This is a genomic window from Pseudomonas oligotrophica, assembly GCF_021726475.1.
Lineage (GTDB): Bacteria > Pseudomonadota > Gammaproteobacteria > Pseudomonadales > Pseudomonadaceae > Stutzerimonas > Stutzerimonas oligotrophica.
Map to the genome: position 1 here is coordinate 1 of NZ_JAKJRU010000006.1, position 19262 is coordinate 19262.

The 19262-nt window shown below is 67.4% G+C and carries 21 protein-coding genes and 1 pseudogene; 7 read left to right on the forward strand and 15 right to left on the reverse strand.

The genetic code is table 11. From position 1 onward, the window contains the following. Positions 1-110: 110 nt before the first annotated feature. The 7 genes from L3N39_RS13155 to L3N39_RS13185 all read right to left on the reverse strand — a co-directional run bounded on the left by L3N39_RS13155 (position 111) and on the right by L3N39_RS13185 (position 6470). Complete coding sequence (locus tag L3N39_RS13155; protein WP_237257846.1) at positions 111-440, reverse strand: Na+/H+ antiporter subunit G; 330 nt, start codon at positions 438-440, stop codon at positions 111-113. 10 nt (positions 441-450) lie between these two features. Then, positions 451-720, reverse strand: a complete 270-nt coding sequence (locus L3N39_RS13160) for a K+/H+ antiporter subunit F (protein ID WP_237257848.1) — start codon at positions 718-720, stop codon at positions 451-453. Then, positions 705-1202, reverse strand: a complete 498-nt coding sequence (locus L3N39_RS13165) for a Na+/H+ antiporter subunit E (RefSeq protein ID WP_237257849.1) — start codon at positions 1200-1202, stop codon at positions 705-707. The genes L3N39_RS13160 and L3N39_RS13165 overlap by 16 nt, the downstream gene beginning before the upstream one ends. Then, positions 1199-2698: a monovalent cation/H+ antiporter subunit D gene (locus tag L3N39_RS13170; RefSeq protein WP_237257850.1), complete on the reverse strand. Its 1500-nt coding sequence runs from the start codon at positions 2696-2698 to the stop codon at positions 1199-1201. The genes L3N39_RS13165 and L3N39_RS13170 overlap by 4 nt, the downstream gene beginning before the upstream one ends. Continuing rightward, positions 2695-3024, reverse strand: coding sequence for a Na+/H+ antiporter subunit C (locus L3N39_RS13175; RefSeq protein ID WP_237257852.1), 330 nt, complete (start codon positions 3022-3024; stop codon positions 2695-2697). Before L3N39_RS13175 ends, L3N39_RS13170 begins: the two co-directional genes overlap by 4 nt. Continuing rightward, positions 3024-5816, reverse strand: a complete 2793-nt coding sequence (locus L3N39_RS13180) for a monovalent cation/H+ antiporter subunit A (RefSeq protein WP_237257854.1) — start codon at positions 5814-5816, stop codon at positions 3024-3026. The genes L3N39_RS13175 and L3N39_RS13180 overlap by 1 nt, the downstream gene beginning before the upstream one ends. Positions 5817-6008: 192 nt before the next feature. Further along, positions 6009-6470, reverse strand: coding sequence for an outer membrane lipoprotein (locus L3N39_RS13185; protein WP_237257855.1), 462 nt, complete (start codon positions 6468-6470; stop codon positions 6009-6011). Between the two features lie 148 nt (positions 6471-6618). Here L3N39_RS13185 and L3N39_RS13190 point away from each other — a divergent pair, with 148 nt between their 5' ends. Next, positions 6619-6870, forward strand: a complete 252-nt coding sequence (locus L3N39_RS13190) for a hypothetical protein (protein WP_237257857.1) — start codon at positions 6619-6621, stop codon at positions 6868-6870. An 18-nt stretch (positions 6871-6888) separates the two neighbouring features. Here the strand turns inward: L3N39_RS13190 and pdxH are convergent, their stop codons facing one another. The 4 genes from pdxH to dinG all read right to left on the reverse strand — a co-directional run bounded on the left by pdxH (position 6889) and on the right by dinG (position 11974). Continuing rightward, positions 6889-7536, reverse strand: coding sequence for a pyridoxamine 5'-phosphate oxidase (gene pdxH / locus L3N39_RS13195; RefSeq protein ID WP_237257858.1), 648 nt, complete (start codon positions 7534-7536; stop codon positions 6889-6891). 280 nt (positions 7537-7816) lie between these two features. Next, positions 7817-8458, reverse strand: a complete 642-nt coding sequence (locus tag L3N39_RS13200) for an OmpA family protein (RefSeq protein ID WP_237257860.1) — start codon at positions 8456-8458, stop codon at positions 7817-7819. Positions 8459-8582: 124 nt separating this feature from the next. Beyond that, complete coding sequence (locus L3N39_RS13205) at positions 8583-9731, reverse strand: serine hydrolase domain-containing protein (RefSeq protein WP_237257861.1); 1149 nt, start codon at positions 9729-9731, stop codon at positions 8583-8585. Positions 9732-9829: 98 nt separating this feature from the next. After that, complete coding sequence (dinG, locus tag L3N39_RS13210) at positions 9830-11974, reverse strand: ATP-dependent DNA helicase DinG (RefSeq protein WP_237257864.1); 2145 nt, start codon at positions 11972-11974, stop codon at positions 9830-9832. Positions 11975-12059: 85 nt separating this feature from the next. Between dinG and L3N39_RS13215 the strand changes: the two genes are divergently transcribed. Beyond that, positions 12060-12524, forward strand: a complete 465-nt coding sequence (locus L3N39_RS13215; protein WP_237257866.1) for a CopD family protein — start codon at positions 12060-12062, stop codon at positions 12522-12524. A 55-nt stretch (positions 12525-12579) separates the two neighbouring features. Here the strand turns inward: L3N39_RS13215 and L3N39_RS13220 are convergent. Next, a pseudogene (locus tag L3N39_RS13220) lies at positions 12580-12933 on the reverse strand (OmpA family protein); the annotation flags it as partial. A 409-nt stretch (positions 12934-13342) separates the two neighbouring features. Between L3N39_RS13220 and L3N39_RS13225 the strand changes: the two are divergent. Together L3N39_RS13225 and L3N39_RS13230 are read left to right on the forward strand one after the other, a co-directional pair. Further along, positions 13343-13834 (forward strand): DUF6231 family protein, encoded by a 492-nt coding sequence (locus L3N39_RS13225; protein WP_237257867.1) that lies wholly within the window; start codon positions 13343-13345, stop codon positions 13832-13834. Positions 13835-13836: 2 nt separating this feature from the next. Further along, positions 13837-14325 carry a YchJ family protein gene (locus L3N39_RS13230; RefSeq protein ID WP_237257869.1) on the forward strand — a complete coding sequence of 163 codons (489 nt, stop codon included), beginning with the start codon at positions 13837-13839 and terminating at the stop codon, positions 14323-14325. 46 nt (positions 14326-14371) lie between these two features. On the opposite strand, the gene fpr is transcribed toward L3N39_RS13230, so the two are convergent. After that, positions 14372-15148 carry a ferredoxin-NADP reductase gene (gene fpr, locus L3N39_RS13235; protein ID WP_237257870.1) on the reverse strand — a complete coding sequence of 259 codons (777 nt, stop codon included), beginning with the start codon at positions 15146-15148 and terminating at the stop codon, positions 14372-14374. 119 nt (positions 15149-15267) lie between these two features. Here fpr and L3N39_RS13240 point away from each other — a divergent pair, with 119 nt between their 5' ends. After that, the gene (locus tag L3N39_RS13240) at positions 15268-16194 is read left to right on the forward strand and encodes a LysR family transcriptional regulator (protein WP_237257872.1); all 927 of its coding nucleotides are present in this window, start codon (positions 15268-15270) and stop codon (positions 16192-16194) included. A gap of 3 nt (positions 16195-16197) precedes the next feature. On the opposite strand, the gene erdR is transcribed toward L3N39_RS13240, so the two are convergent. Beyond that, positions 16198-16848 (reverse strand): response regulator transcription factor ErdR, encoded by a 651-nt coding sequence (gene erdR / locus L3N39_RS13245; RefSeq protein WP_237257873.1) that lies wholly within the window; start codon positions 16846-16848, stop codon positions 16198-16200. Between the two features lie 234 nt (positions 16849-17082). On the opposite strand from erdR, the gene L3N39_RS13250 reads away from it, so the two are divergent. Continuing rightward, complete coding sequence (locus L3N39_RS13250; protein WP_237257874.1) at positions 17083-17991, forward strand: DMT family transporter; 909 nt, start codon at positions 17083-17085, stop codon at positions 17989-17991. A gap of 6 nt (positions 17992-17997) precedes the next feature. Here L3N39_RS13250 and L3N39_RS13255 read toward each other — a convergent pair whose 3' ends face one another. Next, positions 17998-18708, reverse strand: a complete 711-nt coding sequence (locus L3N39_RS13255) for a tRNA-uridine aminocarboxypropyltransferase (protein WP_237257876.1) — start codon at positions 18706-18708, stop codon at positions 17998-18000. Positions 18709-18827: 119 nt separating this feature from the next. Between L3N39_RS13255 and L3N39_RS13260 the strand changes: the two genes are divergently transcribed. Next, on the forward strand, positions 18828-19226 hold the full coding sequence (locus tag L3N39_RS13260) for a PA3611 family quorum-sensing-regulated virulence factor (protein WP_237257878.1): 399 nt from the start codon (positions 18828-18830) through the stop codon (positions 19224-19226). The last annotated feature ends 36 nt before the right edge of the window (positions 19227-19262 follow it).

The window sequence follows — 19262 nt, forward strand, 5'->3', positions numbered from 1 at the left end:
GCCTCATGCCAGCCTCGGCTACCGGCCTCCCATCAGCCGCGCTCCGCTTCCACTGAACAACGTAGTGGGTTTACACATCTAGCCCCGGCGCCAGCGCCGGGCGCGGCGGTTCAGTCCCAGGGTTTGCCGCGGGTCCGCTCGATGCAGCGTAGCTTCTGCTGCATCGCGGCCTTGGCCAGCATGTGCGCACTGACCGGCGCGGTGAGCAGCAGGAATAGCATGATCAGCAGTTCGTGCAGGCTCAGGCTGCCACGCTGGGCGCCGAAGAAGATCGCCGACGCGATGATGATGCCGCCGACGCCCAGGGTGGTCGCCTTGGTCGGCCCGTGCAGGCGGGTGTAGAAGTCGGGCAGCCGGTAGAGGCCGATGGCGCCGATCAGCGCGAACAGGCTGCCGCCGACGAGAAACAGGCTGATGGTCAGTTCCAACCAGAACGGCATGCGCGTTACCTCAGTCGATGATGTCGCCGTGCAGCAGGTGCTTGGCCACCGCCACGGTGCTGACGAAGCCCATTACCGCGATCAGCAGCGCGGCTTCGAAGAACAGGTCCGAGGCCAGCCAGATGCCGAACAGGATGATCAGGGCCAGGCCGTTGATGTACAGCGTGTCGAGCGCCAGGATGCGATCGGGCATGTCCGGCCCCTGGATCAGGCGCAGCATGTTGAGCAGCACCGCGACGCCGAGCATGGCGAAGCACAACGGAATCACGAACGCGAGCATGCGAATATCTCCAGCAGCGGTGCCTCGTAACGCGCCTTGACCTGTGCCACCACCTCGTCCGGATCGGGCGCATCCAGCACGTGCAGCAACAGCACGCGACGATCGGGGCTGAGCCCGGCCGACACCGTGCCGGGGGTCAGCGAGACGATGCTGGTCAGCACCGCGAGGACGAATTCGTCGCCGATCTCCACCGGCACCTCGACGAAGGCCGGCCGCAGGCTACCCCGCGGGCCGAGCACCAGCTTGGCCACATGCAGGTTGGCCACCACGATGTCGGCGATGACGCGACCGACGAAGGCCAGCAAACGCAGCGGGCGGCGGATCGCCGGCACCGGGATCAGGAAGCCCGGGACCAGCAAGGGAATGGCCCAGCCGAGAAACAGGCCGAGCAGCGCCTGGCCCAGCGACAGGCTGTTGGCCAGCAGCAGCCAGACCACTGCCAGCAGCAGGGTCAGGGCCGGCCTGGGCAACCAGCGGTTCATGCCTCACCTCCCCGGATGATCGCCAGGTACGGCTGCAGGTCGAGCAACTGCGCAGCGGTCGCCTGCAGGTAGGCGATGATCGGCCGCGCCAGCAGCACCAGCAGCACACTGCCCAGCAGCAAGCCGACGGCCGCCAGCAGGCGCAGGCCGTCGGCACGTTCGGCCACCGGCTCGCCTTCGGCGCGCCAGAAGATCAGGCTGCCGGTGCGGCTGAGCGCAATCAGCATGCCCAGCCCGCCGACCAGCAACACCGGCCAGAACAGCAGCGCGTCGGGACCCGGTGGCACCGCCTGCAGGAGCATCAGCTTGCCGAAGAAGCCGGAGAATGGCGGCAGGCCGACCACGGAGATGGCCCCGGCGAAGAAGACCAGCCCCAGCAGCAGCGGCTGGCGGAGCGCCGGCGCACTGACCAGCAGCGCCCCCAGCGCGCCCCGCTGGCGGGCGATGAGGTCGGCCAGGAGGAACAGCCCGCCGCTGACCAGGGTGGTATGCAGCAGGTAGTAGAGCGCCGCGGCCAGTCCGGCCTGGCTGCCCAGGGCGAGCCCGGCCAGCAGCGTACCGACCGAGACCACCACCAGATGGCCGATGGTCGTCTGCAGGCCACGGCTGGCCAGCGCACCGAACACGCCGACCGCCAGGGTGACCAGCGCCAGCGGCCAGAGCCAGTCGGAGACCATGTTGGCCAGCGGCCCCGCCTCGCTGCCGTAGATCAGCGTGAACACACGCAGGATCGCGTACAGCCCGACCTTGGTCATGATCGCGAACAGCGCGGCCACCGGCGCGGTGGCCGCGGCATAGGCACGCGGCAACCAGAAATGCAGCGGCAGGATGGCGGCCTTCAGGCCAAAGACGATCAGCAGCAGGTAGCCGGCCGCCGCGACCAGCGGCGCGGAGCCGGCGTCCATCTCGGCGACACGCACTGCCAGGTCGGCCATGTTCAGCGTGCCCAGCAGGCCGTATAGCAGGCTGACGCCAACGAGGAACAGCGCCGAGCCGAGCAGGTTGAGCACCACGTAGTGAATGCCGGAACGCACCCGCGCCGGGCCCTGGCCGTGCAGCAGCAGGGTGTAGGACGAGATCAGCAGGATCTCGAAGAACACGAACAGGTTGAACAGGTCGCCGGTGAGGAAGGCGCCGTTGATCCCCAGCAACTGGAACTGGAACAGCGCATGGAAGTTCGGCCCACGCTCGTCATCGCCGCGGCACGCATAGAGCATGGCGAAGCTGGCCAGCACCGCATTGAGCAGCAGCAGCAGCGCGCTCAGGCGGTCCAGCAGCAGGACGATACCGAACGGCGGCTGCCAGTCGCCCATAGCGTAGAGCCGCAACTGACCATCGCCGGCGAGCAGCAGCAGCCACAGCGCGACCGGCACCAGGGCCAGCGTCGCCAGCAGCGAGAAGCCCCGCTTGGCCGGCAGCGGCAGGCGATGGCCCAGCAGCAGCGCGGCACCGGCGAACAGCGGGAACAGGAGTGGCAGGATCAACGCATGCATCATTCGCGCGGCTCCTGCCCGTCGACGTGATCGGTCTTCAGTTCACCGAGACCGCGCAGTGCCAGCACCACGACGAAGGCGGTCATCGCGAAACCGATGACGATGGCGGTCAGCACCAGCGCCTGCGGCAGCGGATCCACATGGCTCGCGCTCTTGCCGATCACCGCCGGCGCGCCGGTGGCCAGGCGGCCCATGGAGAAGATGAACAGGTTCACCGCGTAGGAAATCAGCGTCAGCCCGACGACCACCGGAAACACCCGTGCGCGCAGGATCAGGTAGACCCCGCAGGTGACCATGACTCCAAGCGTGACAGCCAGCACCGCTTCCATCACAACACCTCCTTGCAACTGGCTTCCTGGCTGACGTGGCCGATGTTGGAGAGCATCAGCAAGGTGGCGCCGACCACCACCAGGTAGACGCCGAGGTCGAACAGCATCGCCGTCGCCAGCTCGATGTCACCGATCAGCGGGATCTCGAAATGGCCGAATGCGGACGTCAGGAACGGATGATCGAACAGCAGGCTGCCGAGGCCGGTACAGGCAGCGATCAACAACCCGGCACCACACACCGCGTGGTAGCTCAGCGGCTGGCGCGCCTGCGCCCAGCTGACGCCGAGCGCGACGTACTGCAGGATCAGCGCGACCGCGGTGATCAGGCCGGCAATGAAGCCGCCACCGGGCAGGTTGTGCCCGCGCAGGAAGATGAACACCGACACCAGCAGGGCCATGGGCAACAGCGCCCGGGCCAGCACGTAGAGGATCATCGGATGACTGTCGCCGGACCAGCGGCGGCCGCCGTAGTCGTGAGTCGGGTGCGGCAGGCGCAGGCCGTGCAGCAGGCCGTAGATGCCGATGGCAGCGATCGCCAGCACGGAGATCTCGCCTAGGGTATCGAAGCCACGGAAGTCCACCAGGATCACGTTCACCACGTTGGTGCCGCCACCGCCGGACACGCTGTTCTCCAGGAAGAACGAGGCGATGCTGTCGTACGGCCGGCTGAGCACGGCGAAGGTGAGCAACGCCACCATCACGCCACATCCGCCAGCCACCAGGAAATCCCGGAACACGCGCAGGCTGCTCGATTCGACCGGCGTGCGCTCAGGCATGAAGAACAGCGCGAGGATCAGGAGGATGATCGAGACCACTTCCACCGAAAGCTGGGTCAGCGCCAGGTCCGGTGCCGAATAGCGGGCGAAGGTGAGCGAAACCAGGAGGCCGACGACGCTGAGCATCATCAGCGAAACCAGGCGCCGGCGGTGGTAGATCACCGTGAGCAGCGAGGCAACCGCCAGCAGCGCCATGCCGCCCAACGTGGCGGTATCGAGCGGCGTCAGCGCAACCGGGCCGGCCAGCGGTGCCAGCGGCGTCAGCGCATAGACCACCAGCACCAGCACGCTTACCAGCATCAGCAGCAGGTAGCGCTGCAGCGAGCCGTTGTCGAGCAGCAGCGAGATCCGGCGCGCAGCGTCGGCCAGCATCCTCATCGCCTGCTCGAAGACCAGCACCGAATCGACGTTCGGCAAGCCCTGGTACCAGAGGAACAGCCACTTGCGCATGGAATAGATGCCGACCCCGCCGGCCAGCGCGACGAAGCTCATCAGCAGCGGCAGGTTGAAGCCATGCCAGATCGACAGGCTGTACTCGGGCACGTCGCCATTGAGGGTCGCGCTCACCGCGGTCGCCAGCAGCGACGCCACGGTGTAGCCGGGCAGCATGCCGACCACCAGGCACAGCAGCACCAGCACCTCCACCGGGATCTTCATGTAGCGCGCCGGCTCGTGCGGCGGGTACTTGGGCAGGTCGATCGGCTCGCCGTTGAAGAACACGTCGTGGATGAAGCGCACCGAATAGGCGACCGAGAAGGCGCCCGCGACGGTGGCCAGCACCGGGATGGTCCAGTAGAAGCTGCCGAGCAGGTGCTGCTCGAGGGTCTCGGCGAAGAACATTTCCTTGCTGAGGAAGCCATTGAGCAGCGGCACGCCGGCCATCGCCAGGGAGGCCACCATCGCCAGCGTCGCGGTGTGCGGCATGTACTTCCACATGCCGTTGATGCGGCGCATGTCGCGCGTGCCGGTCTCGTGGTCGATGATCCCGGCGGCCATGAACAGCGAGGCCTTGAAGGTCGCGTGGTTGATGATGTGGAACACCGCGGCCACCGCGGCCTGCTGCGAGTCGAGGCCGAACAGCAGGGTGATCAGGCCCAGGTGGCTGATGGTCGAGTAGGCCAGCAGGCCCTTGAGGTCATGCTGGAACAGCGCCATCACCGCGCCGATCAGCAGCGTGGCCAGGCCGGTCAGGCTGACCAGGTAGAACCACCACTCCGAATCGGCGAGCGCCGGGTACAGCCGCGCCAGGAGGAACACCCCGGCCTTGACCATGGTCGCCGAGTGCAGGAACGCCGAGACCGGCGTCGGCGCGGCCATCGCCTGGGGCAGCCAGAAATGGAACGGGAACTGCGCCGACTTGGTGAAGACGCCGAGCAGGACCAGGATCAGGGCCGGCGGATAGAGCGCATGCGCGCGAATCTGGTCGCCCGAGGCGATCACCGTGCTGAGCTCGAAACTGCCGACGATATGGCCGATCAGCAGGATGCCGGCCAGCAGCGCCAGCCCGCCGCCCCCGGTGATGGTCAACGCCATGCGCGCGCCGCGGCGGGCGTCGGCACGGTGGTTCCAGTAGCCGATGAGGAGGAACGAGGACAGGCTCGTCAGCTCCCAGAACATCAGCATCAGCAGCAGGTTCTCGGACAGCACGACGCCCAGCATCGAGCCCATGAACAGCAGGAAGAAGCCGAAGAAGCGACCCATCGGGTCCTTCTTCGACAGGTAGTAGCGGGCGTAGAGGATGACCAGCAGGCCGATGCCGAGGATCAGCAGGGCGAACAGGAAACCCAGGCCGTCGAGGCGCAGGGCCAGGTCCAGGCCGAGATCCGGCAGCCAGCCGTACCGCGCGACGGTCACCTCGCCGGCGAACACCGCCTCGCGCTGCGACAGCAGCAGCACCAGCGCGCCCAGCGGCGCCAGGCCCGCGCCGAACGCGCAGGCCGAGCGGCCGAATCGCTCGAGCAGCAGCGGGATGAAGATCCCCGCAAACGGCAGAGCAATGATCAGCGCAAGCGCCATGAGCAAGTCCCCTTAAGCCTCCCCGAAGCGGGCGGCGATGCAGTTCTGGATAAGTCGACCCGACAGTTGGTTCGCAGCTACGGGCCGTCGATTATCCATATCGGGCACCGCCGCGCCACGCATGGATATATTTCGAAAAGCTATTGGGACCAGCCAGTCACTCGCACAATGCCTATTTCCCTCCTGTTTTCGTCAGGGCGCGACCCGGCTGGTGCCGCTGACGGTGAGGATGCGCACCCGCTGGCCAACCCTGAATACCTGGTTGGGCTCGACCTCCTGGACGTAGGCGCGGGTGGTGCCGTCGTCCTCGCGCACGGTGATCTCCACGCCCTGAGTGCGGGTGATGCCCTCCTCCGCCGCGGCGCCGAGCATGCCACCGGCCACGGCACCGATCACCGCCGCCACGGCACTGCCGCGTCCGCCACCGACACCGCTGCCGGCGACCCCGCCCACGATCGCGCCGGCGCCCGAGCCGATCGGCGTCTTGGTCCCTTCGATCTTCACCGGGCGCAGTGATTCAATGGTCCCGTAGCGCACCGTCTGGACGGTACGCGCCTCGGCACGCGAGTAGGTATCGCCAGTGAGGCTGGACGCACAGCCGCTTACGGCGAGGGTCACCGCGGTGAACGAGGCAAGCAGAATGGAATTGCGCATGGGTTGTCTCCTGACGGACGATTCGAACCCGCCGCCCCAGGGGCAGCGAAACCAGCTGAAGGCCTTGCTCGCGCGGCGAGCCGAGAGCCGACGCCCCCTACTCTACGCACGTCGGCCCCGCTGCTGCGGGCCCGCTGAAGACCTGAACATGGATTATTTCATCATAGCCATCACCACCTTCGCCGGCCTGGCATTCCACGCCTGGCTGTTCGTCCGCTTTCGCCGCTGGGCGGACCGTGACCTGGCGCTGTCCATCGCCGGCAGTGACCCCGCGCGGCGCGACTGGATACTGGCGCGGCTGGCCGAGGCGAAGGTGCAGAAGGTGCGTCGCAGCCAGCTGCAGGGCTGGCTGGAGCAGCGGATGCAGGAATACCCGCAACAGCGCGGCAACGGGAGCTGAGCCCGTTGCCGCCAGGGATCAGGGCGCCAGGCGCTGGCGCACCCAGCTGCCGGCGGTGAGGCGATAGTCGAGGCGATCGTGCAGCCGGCTGGGCCGCCCCTGCCAGAACTCCATGCGCTCGGGCACCAGGCGATAGCCACCCCAGTGCGGCGGACAGTGCGGTGCCTGCTCGAGGAAGCGCTGCTCGGTTTCGGCCAGCAAGCGCTCGAGCTCCGCCCGGTCACGAATCACCCGGCTCTGCGGCGACGCCCAGGCTCCCAGCCGGCTGCCCAGCGGCCGCACATGAAAATAGGCATCGGACTCCTCGGCCGAGACCTTCTCGACCTGCCCCTCGATACGCACCTGGCGCTCCAGTCCCGGCCAGAAGAAGGTCATGGCGGCGAAGGGGCTGTGCGCCAGTTGGGCGCCCTTGTCACTGTCATAGTTGGTGAAGAAGGTGAAGCCCCGCTCGTCCAGCGCCTTGAGCAGCAGCACCCGGCAATGCGGCCGGCCCTGCTCGTCGACGGTGGCGAGCGTCATCGCGTTGGGCTCGACCGGCGCCTGCTCGGCCTGCACGGCCTCTTGGAACCACTGGCGGAACAGGGCGAATGGCTCCTCTGGCGCGCTCGTCTCGCTCAGGCCATCACGGGTGTAGTCGCGACGCATATCGGCCAGGGACTTGTTCATCGGTTGCTCCTTGGACTGGGCAATGGGGCTGGCCTGGCGCCATGCGCTCGCCGGGCTGCATCGCAGCGCCGGCCTGGCAGCCCTTGCGGTTGGTGAGTTGAGGCCGGTTCGGACGATCGCGCCAGGTACGCCGACGGCGGCAATGCCGTATCGGTGCCGTTGCCGCGCGCAGACGAACCGACCGAACAGGCCGCTAGCTTATCCGCGCCTGGGGTGTTCGCGCTTGACGCAACGCAAAACGAAACGGGCCGCAAGCGGCCCGTTGTCGAGATGCCGGGAATCAGTCCTTCTTGGCAGCCTTCTCGTCCACCTTGGCGACCGTCACCGGGGCCGGCGCGGCAGCCGGCTCGTAGCTCGCCAAGAGCGCCAGCATGTTCACCTGCGGTGCCAGCACCATCTCGACGCGGCGGTTCAGCGCCCGGCCTTCCAGGGTGTCGTTGGCCGCGCGCGGCATGTCCGCGCCCAGCCCGCGCACCCGCAGGCGGTCGTGCTTGAGCCCGCTCAGGCGAAAGATCGCGGCGACCGCGCTGGCACGGTCACGGCTGACGGCGCGATTGGTTTCCTCCGCACCGGAGCTGTCGGCATGTCCGAGCACCACGACCGCGGTCTTGTCGTCCTTTTCCACCAGCTTGGCCACCCGGCTGATCGGCCCCAGGGTGATCGGCAGCAGCATGCCCGGTCGGTCCGGATTGAACGAGGAGTCCACCGGCGCGGTAACCACCAGCAGGCCGTCCTTGCGCTCGACCTCGAAGCGACTGTCCTTCAGGGCATCGCGCAGGCGCGGCTCGTAGTCGTCCAGCCAGCCGGCGTCGATCTTCGCGGCGGCCGGTGCCAACGCGGCCTGCTGGGGCTTCTCTTCGGTCGAACTGCAGCCGGCGACGGCCAGGAAAACGAGCAGGGACGCGCTTTTCAGCAGATTCATGGGGCAATCCAGCCAGGTAGGGGCACGACCAGCGAGGCCGGCGTGCGTGATTCAGACGAGTGGTTAAATTCTGGCCGCAAGTGCTTCATCTGCAAAGTCTTGCAATCCGATTCTGACGAGCGGTTCATGCCAGGCAGGCGACCGCACTGCGCGCCAGCGCCTGGGCACGCGGGTCCATCAGCACGTAAGGGCCGAGCGTGTTGGTCACGAAACCGAAGGCAAGCTCGCGCTCGGGGTCGGCGAAACCTACGCTGCCACCTGCGCCGGGATGGCCGAAAGCCGCGGGCCCGGCACCGAAGGTGGCATTGGCCACCTGCGGCTGGTCGAGCCAGCAGCCGAGGCCGAAGCGCGTCTGCGCGAGCAGGGTGCGGTCCTCGCCGGTACTCTGCTCGCGGGTCATTTCCCTCAGCAGCGCAGGGTCGAGCAGGCGGCCTTCGAGCAAGCCGGCGTAGAAGCCGGCCAGCGAGCGCGCATGGCCATGGCCGTTGGCCGCCGGTTGCGCCATGCGCCGCCACTCGGGCTTGTTGCCGCTGGTCATGATCGATGGCGGATTGGTGAAGGCGCGCGCGCTGAGCGACTCCGGCTCGCTGAGGGTGGCGCGCAGCAGGCGCTGGGCCGCGGCATCGCCGAACTCGTTCTTCATCCGGCCAAGGTAGGCGACCCGGTCGAAATCACCGTCGTCCAGGCCGATATGGAAATCCAGCCCCAGCGGCGCCGCGGTCCGCGCGACGATCGCTTCCCCCGGGCCACGCCCGTCGAGCCGCCGCAACAGCTCGCCCACCAGCCAGCCATAGGTGATGGCGGCATAGCCCTGGCCCTCGCCGGGTATCCACCAGGGCTCCTGCTCGACCAGCGCCGCGGTCATGGCCGCCCAGTCGTAAAGCGCCTCGGGCGGCAGCGGTCGACGGATGGCCGGCAGCCCGGCGCGATGGCAGAGCAGCTGGCGCAAGGTGATCGCGGCCTTGCCGTGGGCGGCGAACTCCGGCCAGACCCGGGCGACCGGCTCGTCGAGTTCGAGCCGGCCCTCGGCCACCAGCTGCAGCGCAGCGACCGCGGTGAAGGCCTTGGTACAGGAGAACAGGTTGACCAGCGTGTCGCCGTGCCAGGGTTGTTCCCCGGCATTGTCGGCCGCACCGGCCCAGAGATCGACCACCGTCTCGCCGCCGATCTGGATGCACACCGCCGCGCCGCGCGTAGGCGTCTCGCTGAACAGCGCCGCGAAGCGATCGCGCACCTGCTCGAAGCGTAAATCGAAATAGCCCTGGATCTGCACGCCCTCGTCTCCTCTAGCTGCTGCCTGGCGGCATTGTCCCAACCGCTTGCGCGCACGGGAACCGCATTCGCCAGGCGAATGCCTGCATCGCCCCGTCGCTACTGGATTTCCCGGCGGAAAGGCGGCAGCGCATTGAGAATCGCCTTGCCATAGCGCTGCGTCACCACGCGGCGGTCCAGCAGGGTAATGGTGCCGCGATCCTGCTCGGTACGCAGCAGGCGCCCGCAGGCCTGCACCAGCCGCAGCGACGCGTCGGGAACGGCGATCTCCATGAACGGATTGCCTCCGCGCGCCTCGATCCATTCGGCCAGCGCCGCCTCGACCGGATCGTCCGGCACGGCGAAGGGGATCTTGGCGATCACCACGTGTTCGCAGTAGGCGCCGGGAAGATCGACGCCCTCGGCGAAGCTGGCCAGGCCGAACAGCACGCTCGGCTCGCCCTCGTCGACCCGCGCCTTGTGCTTATTCAATGTCTCCTGCTTGGACAGGTTGCCCTGGATCAGCACGCGCCGGCGCCAGTCGCGCTCCAGCCCGTCGAACACGTCCTGCATCTGCCGGCGCGAGGAAAACAGCACCAGCGTGCCGCGCGAGCCCTCGACCAGCGCCGGCAGCTCGCGAACGATCGCCGCCGTGTGCGCCGCGGCGTCACGCGGGTCGGCGCGCAGGTCGGGCACCCGAAGCAGGCCGGCGTCGGCGTGATGGAAGGGGCTCGGCACCACGGCGGTGACCGTCGCCTTCGGCAGGCCGGCGCGCATGCGGTAGCGATCGAAGCTGTTCAGCGCGGTGAGCGTCGCGGAGGTCACCAGCGCACCGTAGGCGACGTTCCATAGATTGCGCCGCAGGGTCTCGGCCGCCAGGATCGGGCTGGCATTGACCTCGATGTCGAACAAGGCGCCGCTTTCGGCAAGCGTCAGCCAGCGCGCCATCGGCGGGCTGTCCTCGGCATCCTCGGCGGTGAAGGCCAGCCAGAGGTCCCAGTTGCCCTGGGCCCGGGTCAGCAGGCTGCCGAACAGCGGATACCACTCCTCGGCCTGGTGGCTGGCGATGCCGCTGGAACCCTCGCCGTCCATGGCCTGCTTGAGCAGTTCGGCGATGCGCGTGAACAGGTCGGCCAGTTTGGCGAAGCCCTTCTTCAGCTCGATGCCGAGTTCGACCAGATGCCCGGGCACGACGCCACCGACGAAACGATGCCGCGGCCGCTCGCGGCCTTCCATGTCCTCCCCTGCCCGGAAGTCGGCGACCTGCTCGCAGGCACTGAACATGAACTGCTGCTGGGCGCGCAGGTCGCGGGCGAGCTCCGGCACGCCCTCGATGAGGCGGCCGAGCTCACCCGGCAGCGGATGCTGGGCAAGCAGCTTGGTCAGGTTCTTGTCGATCTGCGCCAGCCAGTCCGCGGTCGAGCGCAGTCGGGTGAAATGGGCGAAGTGGCCGATCGCCTTGTCCGGCAGGTGATGGCCTTCGTCGAACACGTACAGCGTATCGCGCGGGTCCGGCAGGACCGCGCCGCCGCCGAGGGCGAGGTCGGCCAGCACCATGTCGTGGTTGGTGACGATCACGTCGACCTTGGTCATGCCCTCGCGCGCACGATAGAAGGCGCACTGCTGGAAATTCGGGCAGTGCCGGCCGGTGCACTGGCTGTGATCGGTGGTCAGGCGCGCCCAGTCGGCGTCCTCGAGGGCCTCGGGCCAGCTGTCGCGGTCGCCATCCCAGCGATTGCCGGCAAGCCGCTCGATCATCGTCGTGTAGAGCTTCTGGCTGCGCTCGTCCACGTCGATGACAAAGCCCTCTTCCTGGAACAGCTGCGCGGTCGCGTTCTGCGCCTGGCCTTCCTGCATCAGCAGGTCGAGGCGCGACAGGCAGAGGTAGCGGCCACGCCCCTTGGCCAGGGCGAAGCTGAAGCTGAGCCCGCTGTTGCGCATCAGGTCGGGCAGATCCTTGTGCACGATCTGCTCCTGCAGGGCCACGGTCGCCGTCGCGATCACCAGGCGCTTGCCGGCAGCCTTGGCCGTGGGGATCGCCGAGATGCTGTAGGCGACCGTCTTGCCGGTACCGGTACCGGCCTCCACCGCAACCACCGCCGGATCGCCGCTGCGACGTCCCTCCTCGTCGGCCTGGATGGTGCCCAGGACCTTGGTCACCTCGGCAATCATCAACCGCTGGCCATAACGCGGCTTGAGCTGCTTGGCCTCGAGGAAACGGCTGTAGGCGCCCTGGATCTGGGCCTTGAGTTCGATGCTTAGCATGGGCGCTGGACTGTATATATTTTCAGGTGTTTCGCAGGGCGGCTATGATAGCGCGCGTCGCCCCGATCGCCAGTGGAGATTTCCCATGCCTCTCGTCGCCTTGCCCTACACCCTGCATGTCCTGGCCGCCGTGCTCTGGGTGGGCGGGATGTTCTTCGCCTGGATGGTGCTGCGCCCGGCCGCGGTGGCCGTGTTGCAGCCGGCCGAGCGGCTGCGCCTGTGGGCCGACGTCTTTCGGCGCTTCTTTCGCTGGGTCTGGCTGGCGGTGGTGGTCCTGGCGATCAGCGGGATCGGCATCTGGCACCTGCGTTTCGGTGCGCTGGAGGCGGCGCCGCGCTACGTGCACATGATGGCCGGCGCCTACCTCGCGATGCTGGCCATCTTCCTGCGCATCCAGCTGCTGCAGCTGCCGGCCCTGGTGCGGGCCGTCGAGGCGCAGGACTGGCCGGCCGGCGGCCAGGTGCTGGGGCGCATTCGCCGCCTGGTCGGCATCAACCTGCTGCTGGGCCTGGCCACCATCGCCCTCGCCAGCCTGCGCCCGATCTTCTGAGCGGCACTAAAAAGCCGGGCATGGAGCCCGGCTTGCAGGGTGCCTCGCGGCGACCTCAGGGACGCGCTTCGACCTCGGCTTCCACGCGGCGGTTGATTGCCCGCCCGGCGTCGGTCGCGTTGTCGGCTACCGGACGCGATTCGCCATAACCGACCGAGTCGACCCGGCCACCCTCGATACCGTACTGGTTGACCAGCACCTCACGCACGGCATTGGCGCGGCGCTCGGACAGGCGCTGGTTGTAGGCGTCGGTACCGACGGAGTCGGTGTGCCCCTCCAGCACCGTGCTGGTCTGGCCGTACTGCTTCATGAAGTCAGCGAGGTTCTGGATGTCGCCGTAGCTTTCCGGCTTGACCACGGCACGGTCGAAGTCGAACTTGACGTCCAGCTCGACACGCACCGGCTCTGCAGCAGGCTCCGGCTCTGCCACGGGCATCGGCTCCACGGTCTCGACCACGGCGACGGTCTGCTCTTCGGTACCGTTGGCCCAGCAGTAGGCGGCCGCGACACCGCCACCGATCAGCGCGCCCCAACCGGCGTAGGTGGAGCTCTCGATTGCACCGAGCGCGGCGCCGGTGACACCGCCGACGGCGGCGCAGGTCGGCCAGTCCTGCTTCTGCACGCCTGCACAACCGGCCAGGACGCTAGTCATGACAATCAAGGGTACAGCTGTCCGTAAAGTACTCATCGATCAAATCTCCGCTTTTTTGGGGGCTGCCTGGCGCCGCACCTCAGACCTCTTTGCGGCCCGGTTGTTTTCAGACTAGGTGCATATGCCAAAGCACGCTAGTCTCATGCTTCTGCGAGAGGATTCCTGATTGACAGCACTTCAACCGCTTACCCCGCAGCAGGCCCTCGCTGCCCTGCTGGAGCACCACCGCCCTACCCGCATCCTGCATGTCGGCCACAGCGACCAACCTGCGATCACCGCCTATGCCGAGAACCATCCGGACGCTCGTGTCGAACGCTGCAGCGCCGCGCCGACACCGGCCCAGGCCACGCAACGCTACGACCTGGCCATCGTCGCCGACTGCCTCGAGCACCTGCCGCGAAGCAGTGGCCAGCAACTGCTCGGCGGCCTGCGCAACCTCAACAGCAGCCGGCTGGCCGTGCTGGTGGACCTGGCCGACGCCGACTGGCAGCTCACCGACTTCTATGCCCTGGCGCTGCAGGTCAACCAGCGTTTCCGCCGCGAGGACCAGACCCTCACGCTGCTGAGCTACGACCTGCTCGAATACAAGCAGGCTCCGGACTGGCTCAACGCCAAGTTCTGGGCCAATCCGCAGAACTTCGGCAAGTACTGGTGGTGAACATGCAGGCGAACGGCGACAGCAGGCCGCTGATGTGCCCCTGTGGCAGCGGTGACGAACTGGCGCAATGCTGCGGCCGCTACCATGCCGGTGCCGCCGCCCCCAGCGCCGAGTTGCTGATGCGCTCGCGCTACAGTGCCTACGTACTCGGCCTGATCGACTACCTGAAGGAGACGACACTGCCGGCCCAGCAGCTGGCGCTCGACCTCGAAGGCATGCGCCAGTGGAGCGCCAGCAGTGTCTGGCTGGGATTGGAGATCGAGCAGAGCAGCGTGCTCGGCGGCAAGCCGGAGCATGCGCAGGTGAGCTTCACCGCGCGCTGGCACGACGAGGGTGGCGAGCATGCGCACCACGAGCGTTCGGCCTTCGTCCAGCGCGAAGGTCGCTGGTACTTCATCGATCCGACCGTGCCGCTCAAGGTCGGTCGCAACGACCCGTGCCCCTGCGGCAGCGGGGAGAAGTTCAAGAAGTGCTGCGCACCCTACCTGTGAAACGAAACGAGCGGCCGAAGCCGCTCGCGTTGATGCCCTCGACGCCTTACTTCTCGACGAAGGCGCGCTCGATCAGGTAGTCGCCCGGCTCGCCCATGCGCGGCGAGACCTTCAGCCCGAAGCTGTCGAGCACCTCGCTGGTTTCGTCCAGCATGCCCGGGCTGCCGCAGATCATGGCGCGGTCGTCCTGCGGATTGATCGGCGGCAGGCCAATGTCGCTGAACAGCTTGCCGCTGCGCATCAGGTCGGTCAGGCGACCCTGGTTCTCGAAGGGCTCGCGGGTCACCGTCGGGTAGTAGATCAGCTTCTCGCGCACCGCATCGCCGAAGAACTCGTTCTGCGGCAGCAGCTCGGTGATGAACTCGCGGTAGGCGACCTCGTTGACATAGCGCACGCCATGCACCAGTACGACCTTCTCGAAGCGCTCGTAGGTCTCCGGATCCTGGATGACGCTCATGAACGGCGCCAGGCCCGTACCGGTGCTCAGCAGGTAGAGGTGCTTGCCCGGCAGCAGGTCGCCGAGGATCAGCGTACCGGTGGGCTTGCGGCTGACCATCAGCGAGTCGCCCTCCTGCAGGTGCTGCAGGCGCGAGGTCAGCGGGCCATCCGGCACCTTGATGCTGAAGAATTCCAGATGCTCTTCATAGTTCGGGCTGGCGATGCTGTAGGCGCGCATCAGCGGGCGGCCTTCGACTTCCAGGCCGATCATCACGAACTGGCCATTTTCGAACCGCAGGCCGGGATTGCGGGTGGTCTTGAAGCTGAACAGCGTGTCGTTCCAGTGGTGGACGCTCAAGACGCGCTCGACGTTCAGGTTGCTCATGCTGCCTATTCCTCTGCGACTGGCTCCAGTCCCCTGGCGCCATATTGGCCGGCAGTGTATAGATGTCGACCTTATCTGTTAATTAAATAATCAAGATATAAATTATCGGTTATAACGATATGCATTTTACCCTCAGGCAACTGGAAGTCTTCGCCGCCGTGGCCCGCCAGGAAAGCGTTTCCCGGGCGGCGGCGAGCCTTTCCCTGTCACAGTCGGCCACCAGCACCTCGCTCGCCGAGCTGGAACGGCAATCCGGTTGCCAGCTGTTCGACCGCGCCGGCAAGCGGCTGTCGCTCAACGCCCTGGGTCGCCAGCTGCTGCCCCAGGCCGTGGCCCTGCTCGACCAGGCGCGCGAGATCGAAAACCTGCTCAACGGCAAGAGTGGCTTCGGCTCGCTGACCGTCGGCGCCACCCTGACGATCGGCAACTACCTGGCCACCCTGCTGATCGGCCGCTTCATGCAGCGGCACCCGGAATGCCACGTGAAGCTGCGGGTCCACAACACGGCGCGCATAGTGCAGCAGATCGCGCACCATGAACTTGACCTGGGTCTGATCGAGGGCAGCTGCCAGGAAGCGGGGCTGGTGGTCGAACCCTGGATCGCCGACGAGCTGACCGTCTTCTGCGCCCCGCAGCACCCGCTGGCCAGGCGCCGGGAAGCCAGCCTCGAGACGCTGGCGGCGCAGGCCTGGATCCTGCGCGAACAGGGCTCGGGCACGCGCCTGACCTTCGACCACGCCATGCGCCATCTACCGGGTCGCTTGAACGTACGGCTGGAGCTGGAGCATACCGAGGCGATCAAGCGCGCCGTGGAATCAGGCCTGGGCATCGGCTGCATTTCGCGCCTGGCGCTGCGCGATGCCTTTCGCCGGGGCAGCCTGGTGCCGGTGGCGACCCCAGGGCTGGACCTGGGGCGCCAGTTCAACTTCATCTGGCATTCACAGAAATATCAGACGGCGGCCATGCGCGAGTTCATCGAGCTGTGCCGGCAACTGACCCTCGGGGTGCAACGCAGCGACCAGATCGACCTGCCGCCGATCGCCTGAGGGTCAGGCGGTAGGAATCGAGCCCATCTGCTGCAGCAGCAGCGCGGCCTGGGTACGGGTGCGCACGCCGAGCTTGCGGAAGATCGCGGTGACGTGGGCCTTGATGGTCGCCTCCGAGACGTTCAGCTCGTAGGCGATCTGCTTGTTCAGCAGGCCGTCGCAGACCATGGTCAGCACGCGGAACTGCTGCGGGGTGAGGCTGGCCAGCCCGGCGCTGGCGGCCTTGGCTTCGGCGCTGACGCCAGCTTCTTCCTGGATATGGGCCGGCCACCAGACGTCGCCGTCGAGCACGGCGCGCACCGCTTCCTGGATGGTCTCCAGCGAACTGGACTTGGGAATGAAGCCACTGGCGCCGAATTCACGCGAGCGGGCCACCACGGCGGCATCTTCCTGGGCGGAGATCATCACCACCGGCAGGTGCGGGTACTGCCCGCGCAGCAAGACCAGGCCGGAGAAGCCATAGGCACCGGGCATGTTCAGGTCCAAGAGAACCAGGTCCCAGTCGCTGCCCTGGGTGAGACAGGCTTCGAGTTCGGCGATGCTGGCCGCCTCGACGAGACGGACGTTCTCGCCCAGCCCCATGGTCAGGGCCTGCTGCAGAGCACTGCGGAACAGCGGATGATCATCGGCAATGATTATTTGATAAGCAGCCATGGCAGACCTGTATTTTTATTTGGCGCTTTATCACCGACCCGATCGGCATACCGACCGTGACGGCGCCCTCCCGAGGAAACGGGGAATATACCGATGGCGCGATGCGGGTCGGCATATCGACTTCGATTGCCCGCTACAACAATCTAGCCGCGCAAGCATGCCGGCCCGGGAATAAGTGGTCAAGCGCGGCCGTTTGTAGCAAAGTCTGCGCTTTTTTCCGCCAGCGAGCCGACCATGCGCAGCCAAGCCCTCCGTGCCGATATCCTCATGCTGATCACCGCGATGATCTGGGGTACGGCCTTCGTCGCGCAGCGCATCGGCATGGACAACATCGGCCCCTTCCTCTTCACCGGGCTGCGCTTCGCCCTCGGCGCGCTGGCCCTGCTGCCGCTGCTGATCTGGCGCGGCAGGACCGAGGCGCGCCACGAGCCCTTCCTGCAGCGCGGCCTGTTGCTCGGCGGCCTGGCCATGGGCCTGGCACTGACCATCGGCATCAACCTGCAGCAAGTCGGCCTGCTGTTCACCAGCGTCACCAACTCGGGCTTCATCACCGGCCTCTATGTGATCGTGGTGCCGCTGCTGGGTCTGGCGCTGGGCAATCGCACCGGCCTGGGCATCTGGCTGGGCGCGCTGCTGGCGGTGGTCGGAATGGCCCTGCTGAGCATCGGCGAGGGCTTCCAGGTGGCCTCCGGCGACTGGATCCAGCTGGCCGGTGCCTTCGTCTGGGGCGTACATGTGCTGCTGGTGGGCTTCTTCGTCAGCCGGCACGACGCCATCCGCCTGGCCTTCCTGCAGTTCGCCACCTGCGCCGTGGCCAGCTTGCTGCTCGCCGCGGTATTCGAGCAGACCACCTTCGGCGCGATCTGGCTCGCCGCCCCGGCGCTGGTCTACGGCGGCCTGTTCGCCGTGGCGGTCGGCTACACGCTGCAGGTGGTCGCACAGAAGCATGCGATCGCCTCCCACGCGGCGATCATCCTTTCGCTCGAAGCCGTGTTCGCGGCGATCGCCGGCGCACTGTTGCTGGACGAGAGCCTGAGCCTGCGAGGCTATCTCGGCTGCGTGCTGATGTTCGCCGGCATGCTGGTGGCGCAGTTGTGGCCACAGCGGCACGACGAGCAGCTGGCGACCGCCGGCAAGGCCTGAAGCCGGTCAGCGCAGTGCGGCAAGCGCGCGATGGCGGGCGTCGTTGCAATCCGGCCGCTGGTGGTGCTTGGCCGCCAGGTAGTGCTCGCTGAACAGGTCCAGCCAGCCATCGAGGGCGGCAGCCGCCTGCGTCTCGCCCGCCAGGTCCAAGCACAGCGCCGCGACCTCGGCGGTGCACAGGTGCTCGCCGCGGCTGGAGCGGCGCAGGCGATAGCGCGACAGCGCGTCCGGGCGCAGGCCGAGCACCGGCAGGCCGTCGAGATAGGGGCTCTTGCGGAACATCTTGCGCGCCTGGGTCCAGGTCGCGTCGAGGATGACGAAAAGGGTCCGCCGCCCAGGCTGATCGGCAAGCGTCTCGATGACCCGCCCCGGCTCGGCGTACTCGTCGGGGAAGACCACCACCGGCTGCCACTGCGGATCGGCCAGCAGCGCCAGCAGGCGCGGGTCCGCCGCCGTGCGATCCCAACCGAAGGCATGGGTGTCGGGCACCACGTCAGCGATCAGCCAGCCGGTGTTGCTCGGCTTGAGCGGCTCGATGTCGTGCATCAACAGGCAGAAACCGGCCCGGGTGGCCACCCGCGGCTGCCACGCGCACAGGCAATGGCTGAGCGCCACCCGGCAGCGCTCGCAGCGCGACGTGCGCGAACCGCGCGCCACGAACGGCTTGAGGCTGCGCGCCAGGCGCTCTTCTCGGAGGCGGGCAACGGCGTGGGGCATCGGTAGGCTCGGCTGGCGAATGGGCGCGGCAGTCTACCAGCCCGCGGCAGCTGAAGTGGCCGGCATTGAACGGCGCCGAGCACAGCCGGTCGAACTTGCGCAAGCAAGAGGAGATTGCCATGTATCGTCGTTTCGCCGTGTTGATGCTCAGCCTGGTACCCGTAGTCGCCGGCGCAGCATCGCCAAAGGATCAGCAACTGGGGGATCTGCTCGAGGAAGTCGCGCGCAAGAGCAGCGTCGGCACGCCCCGGGCGATCAACGAAGACATTCTCGACCGCGGCTACTCGGTCGACGGCAACGCGCTGGTTAACCACCTCAGCGTCCAGCCGCGCCACGCCGCACAGATGCGCGACAACCCGAGCCAGGTGCGCACGCAGCTCGACGCCAGCGTGTGCAACAACGACGGCCTGCGCACGCTGCTCGGCCGCGGCGCGACCCTGCGCTTCGAGTTCAGCGAGTACAAGAGCGACCGGCCGATCGCAACCGAGCGCTACAGCGCCAAGGATTGCGGCCTCTGAGCCCTGAGCGGGGAGCCTTTCGGCGCCCCGCCCTCT

Bases quoted from the DNA above. Each gene is read 5' to 3' on its own strand.
- dinG (WP_237257864.1), bottom strand. From the start codon at position 11,974: ATGCTAAGCATCGAACTCAAGGCCCAGATCCAGGGCGCCTACAGCCGT.
- erdR (WP_237257873.1), bottom strand. From the start codon at position 16,848: ATGGCTGCTTATCAAATAATCATTGCCGATGATCATCCGCTGTTCCGC.
- L3N39_RS13185 (WP_237257855.1), bottom strand. From the start codon at position 6,470: ATGCGCAATTCCATTCTGCTTGCCTCGTTCACCGCGGTGACCCTCGCC.
- L3N39_RS13240 (WP_237257872.1), top strand. From the start codon at position 15,268: ATGCATTTTACCCTCAGGCAACTGGAAGTCTTCGCCGCCGTGGCCCGC.
- fpr (WP_237257870.1), bottom strand. From the start codon at position 15,148: ATGAGCAACCTGAACGTCGAGCGCGTCTTGAGCGTCCACCACTGGAAC.
- L3N39_RS13200 (WP_237257860.1), bottom strand. From the start codon at position 8,458: ATGAATCTGCTGAAAAGCGCGTCCCTGCTCGTTTTCCTGGCCGTCGCC.
- L3N39_RS13160 (WP_237257848.1), bottom strand. From the start codon at position 720: ATGCTCGCGTTCGTGATTCCGTTGTGCTTCGCCATGCTCGGCGTCGCG.
- pdxH (WP_237257858.1), bottom strand. From the start codon at position 7,536: ATGAACAAGTCCCTGGCCGATATGCGTCGCGACTACACCCGTGATGGC.
- L3N39_RS13260 (WP_237257878.1), top strand. From the start codon at position 18,828: ATGTATCGTCGTTTCGCCGTGTTGATGCTCAGCCTGGTACCCGTAGTC.
- L3N39_RS13190 (WP_237257857.1), top strand. From the start codon at position 6,619: ATGGATTATTTCATCATAGCCATCACCACCTTCGCCGGCCTGGCATTC.
- L3N39_RS13165 (WP_237257849.1), bottom strand. From the start codon at position 1,202: ATGAACCGCTGGTTGCCCAGGCCGGCCCTGACCCTGCTGCTGGCAGTG.
- L3N39_RS13155 (WP_237257846.1), bottom strand. From the start codon at position 440: ATGCCGTTCTGGTTGGAACTGACCATCAGCCTGTTTCTCGTCGGCGGC.
- L3N39_RS13170 (WP_237257850.1), bottom strand. From the start codon at position 2,698: ATGATGCATGCGTTGATCCTGCCACTCCTGTTCCCGCTGTTCGCCGGT.
- L3N39_RS13230 (WP_237257869.1), top strand. From the start codon at position 13,837: ATGCAGGCGAACGGCGACAGCAGGCCGCTGATGTGCCCCTGTGGCAGC.
- L3N39_RS13255 (WP_237257876.1), bottom strand. From the start codon at position 18,708: ATGCCCCACGCCGTTGCCCGCCTCCGAGAAGAGCGCCTGGCGCGCAGC.
- L3N39_RS13175 (WP_237257852.1), bottom strand. From the start codon at position 3,024: ATGGAAGCGGTGCTGGCTGTCACGCTTGGAGTCATGGTCACCTGCGGG.
- L3N39_RS13250 (WP_237257874.1), top strand. From the start codon at position 17,083: ATGCGCAGCCAAGCCCTCCGTGCCGATATCCTCATGCTGATCACCGCG.
- L3N39_RS13215 (WP_237257866.1), top strand. From the start codon at position 12,060: ATGCCTCTCGTCGCCTTGCCCTACACCCTGCATGTCCTGGCCGCCGTG.
- L3N39_RS13180 (WP_237257854.1), bottom strand. From the start codon at position 5,816: ATGGCGCTTGCGCTGATCATTGCTCTGCCGTTTGCGGGGATCTTCATC.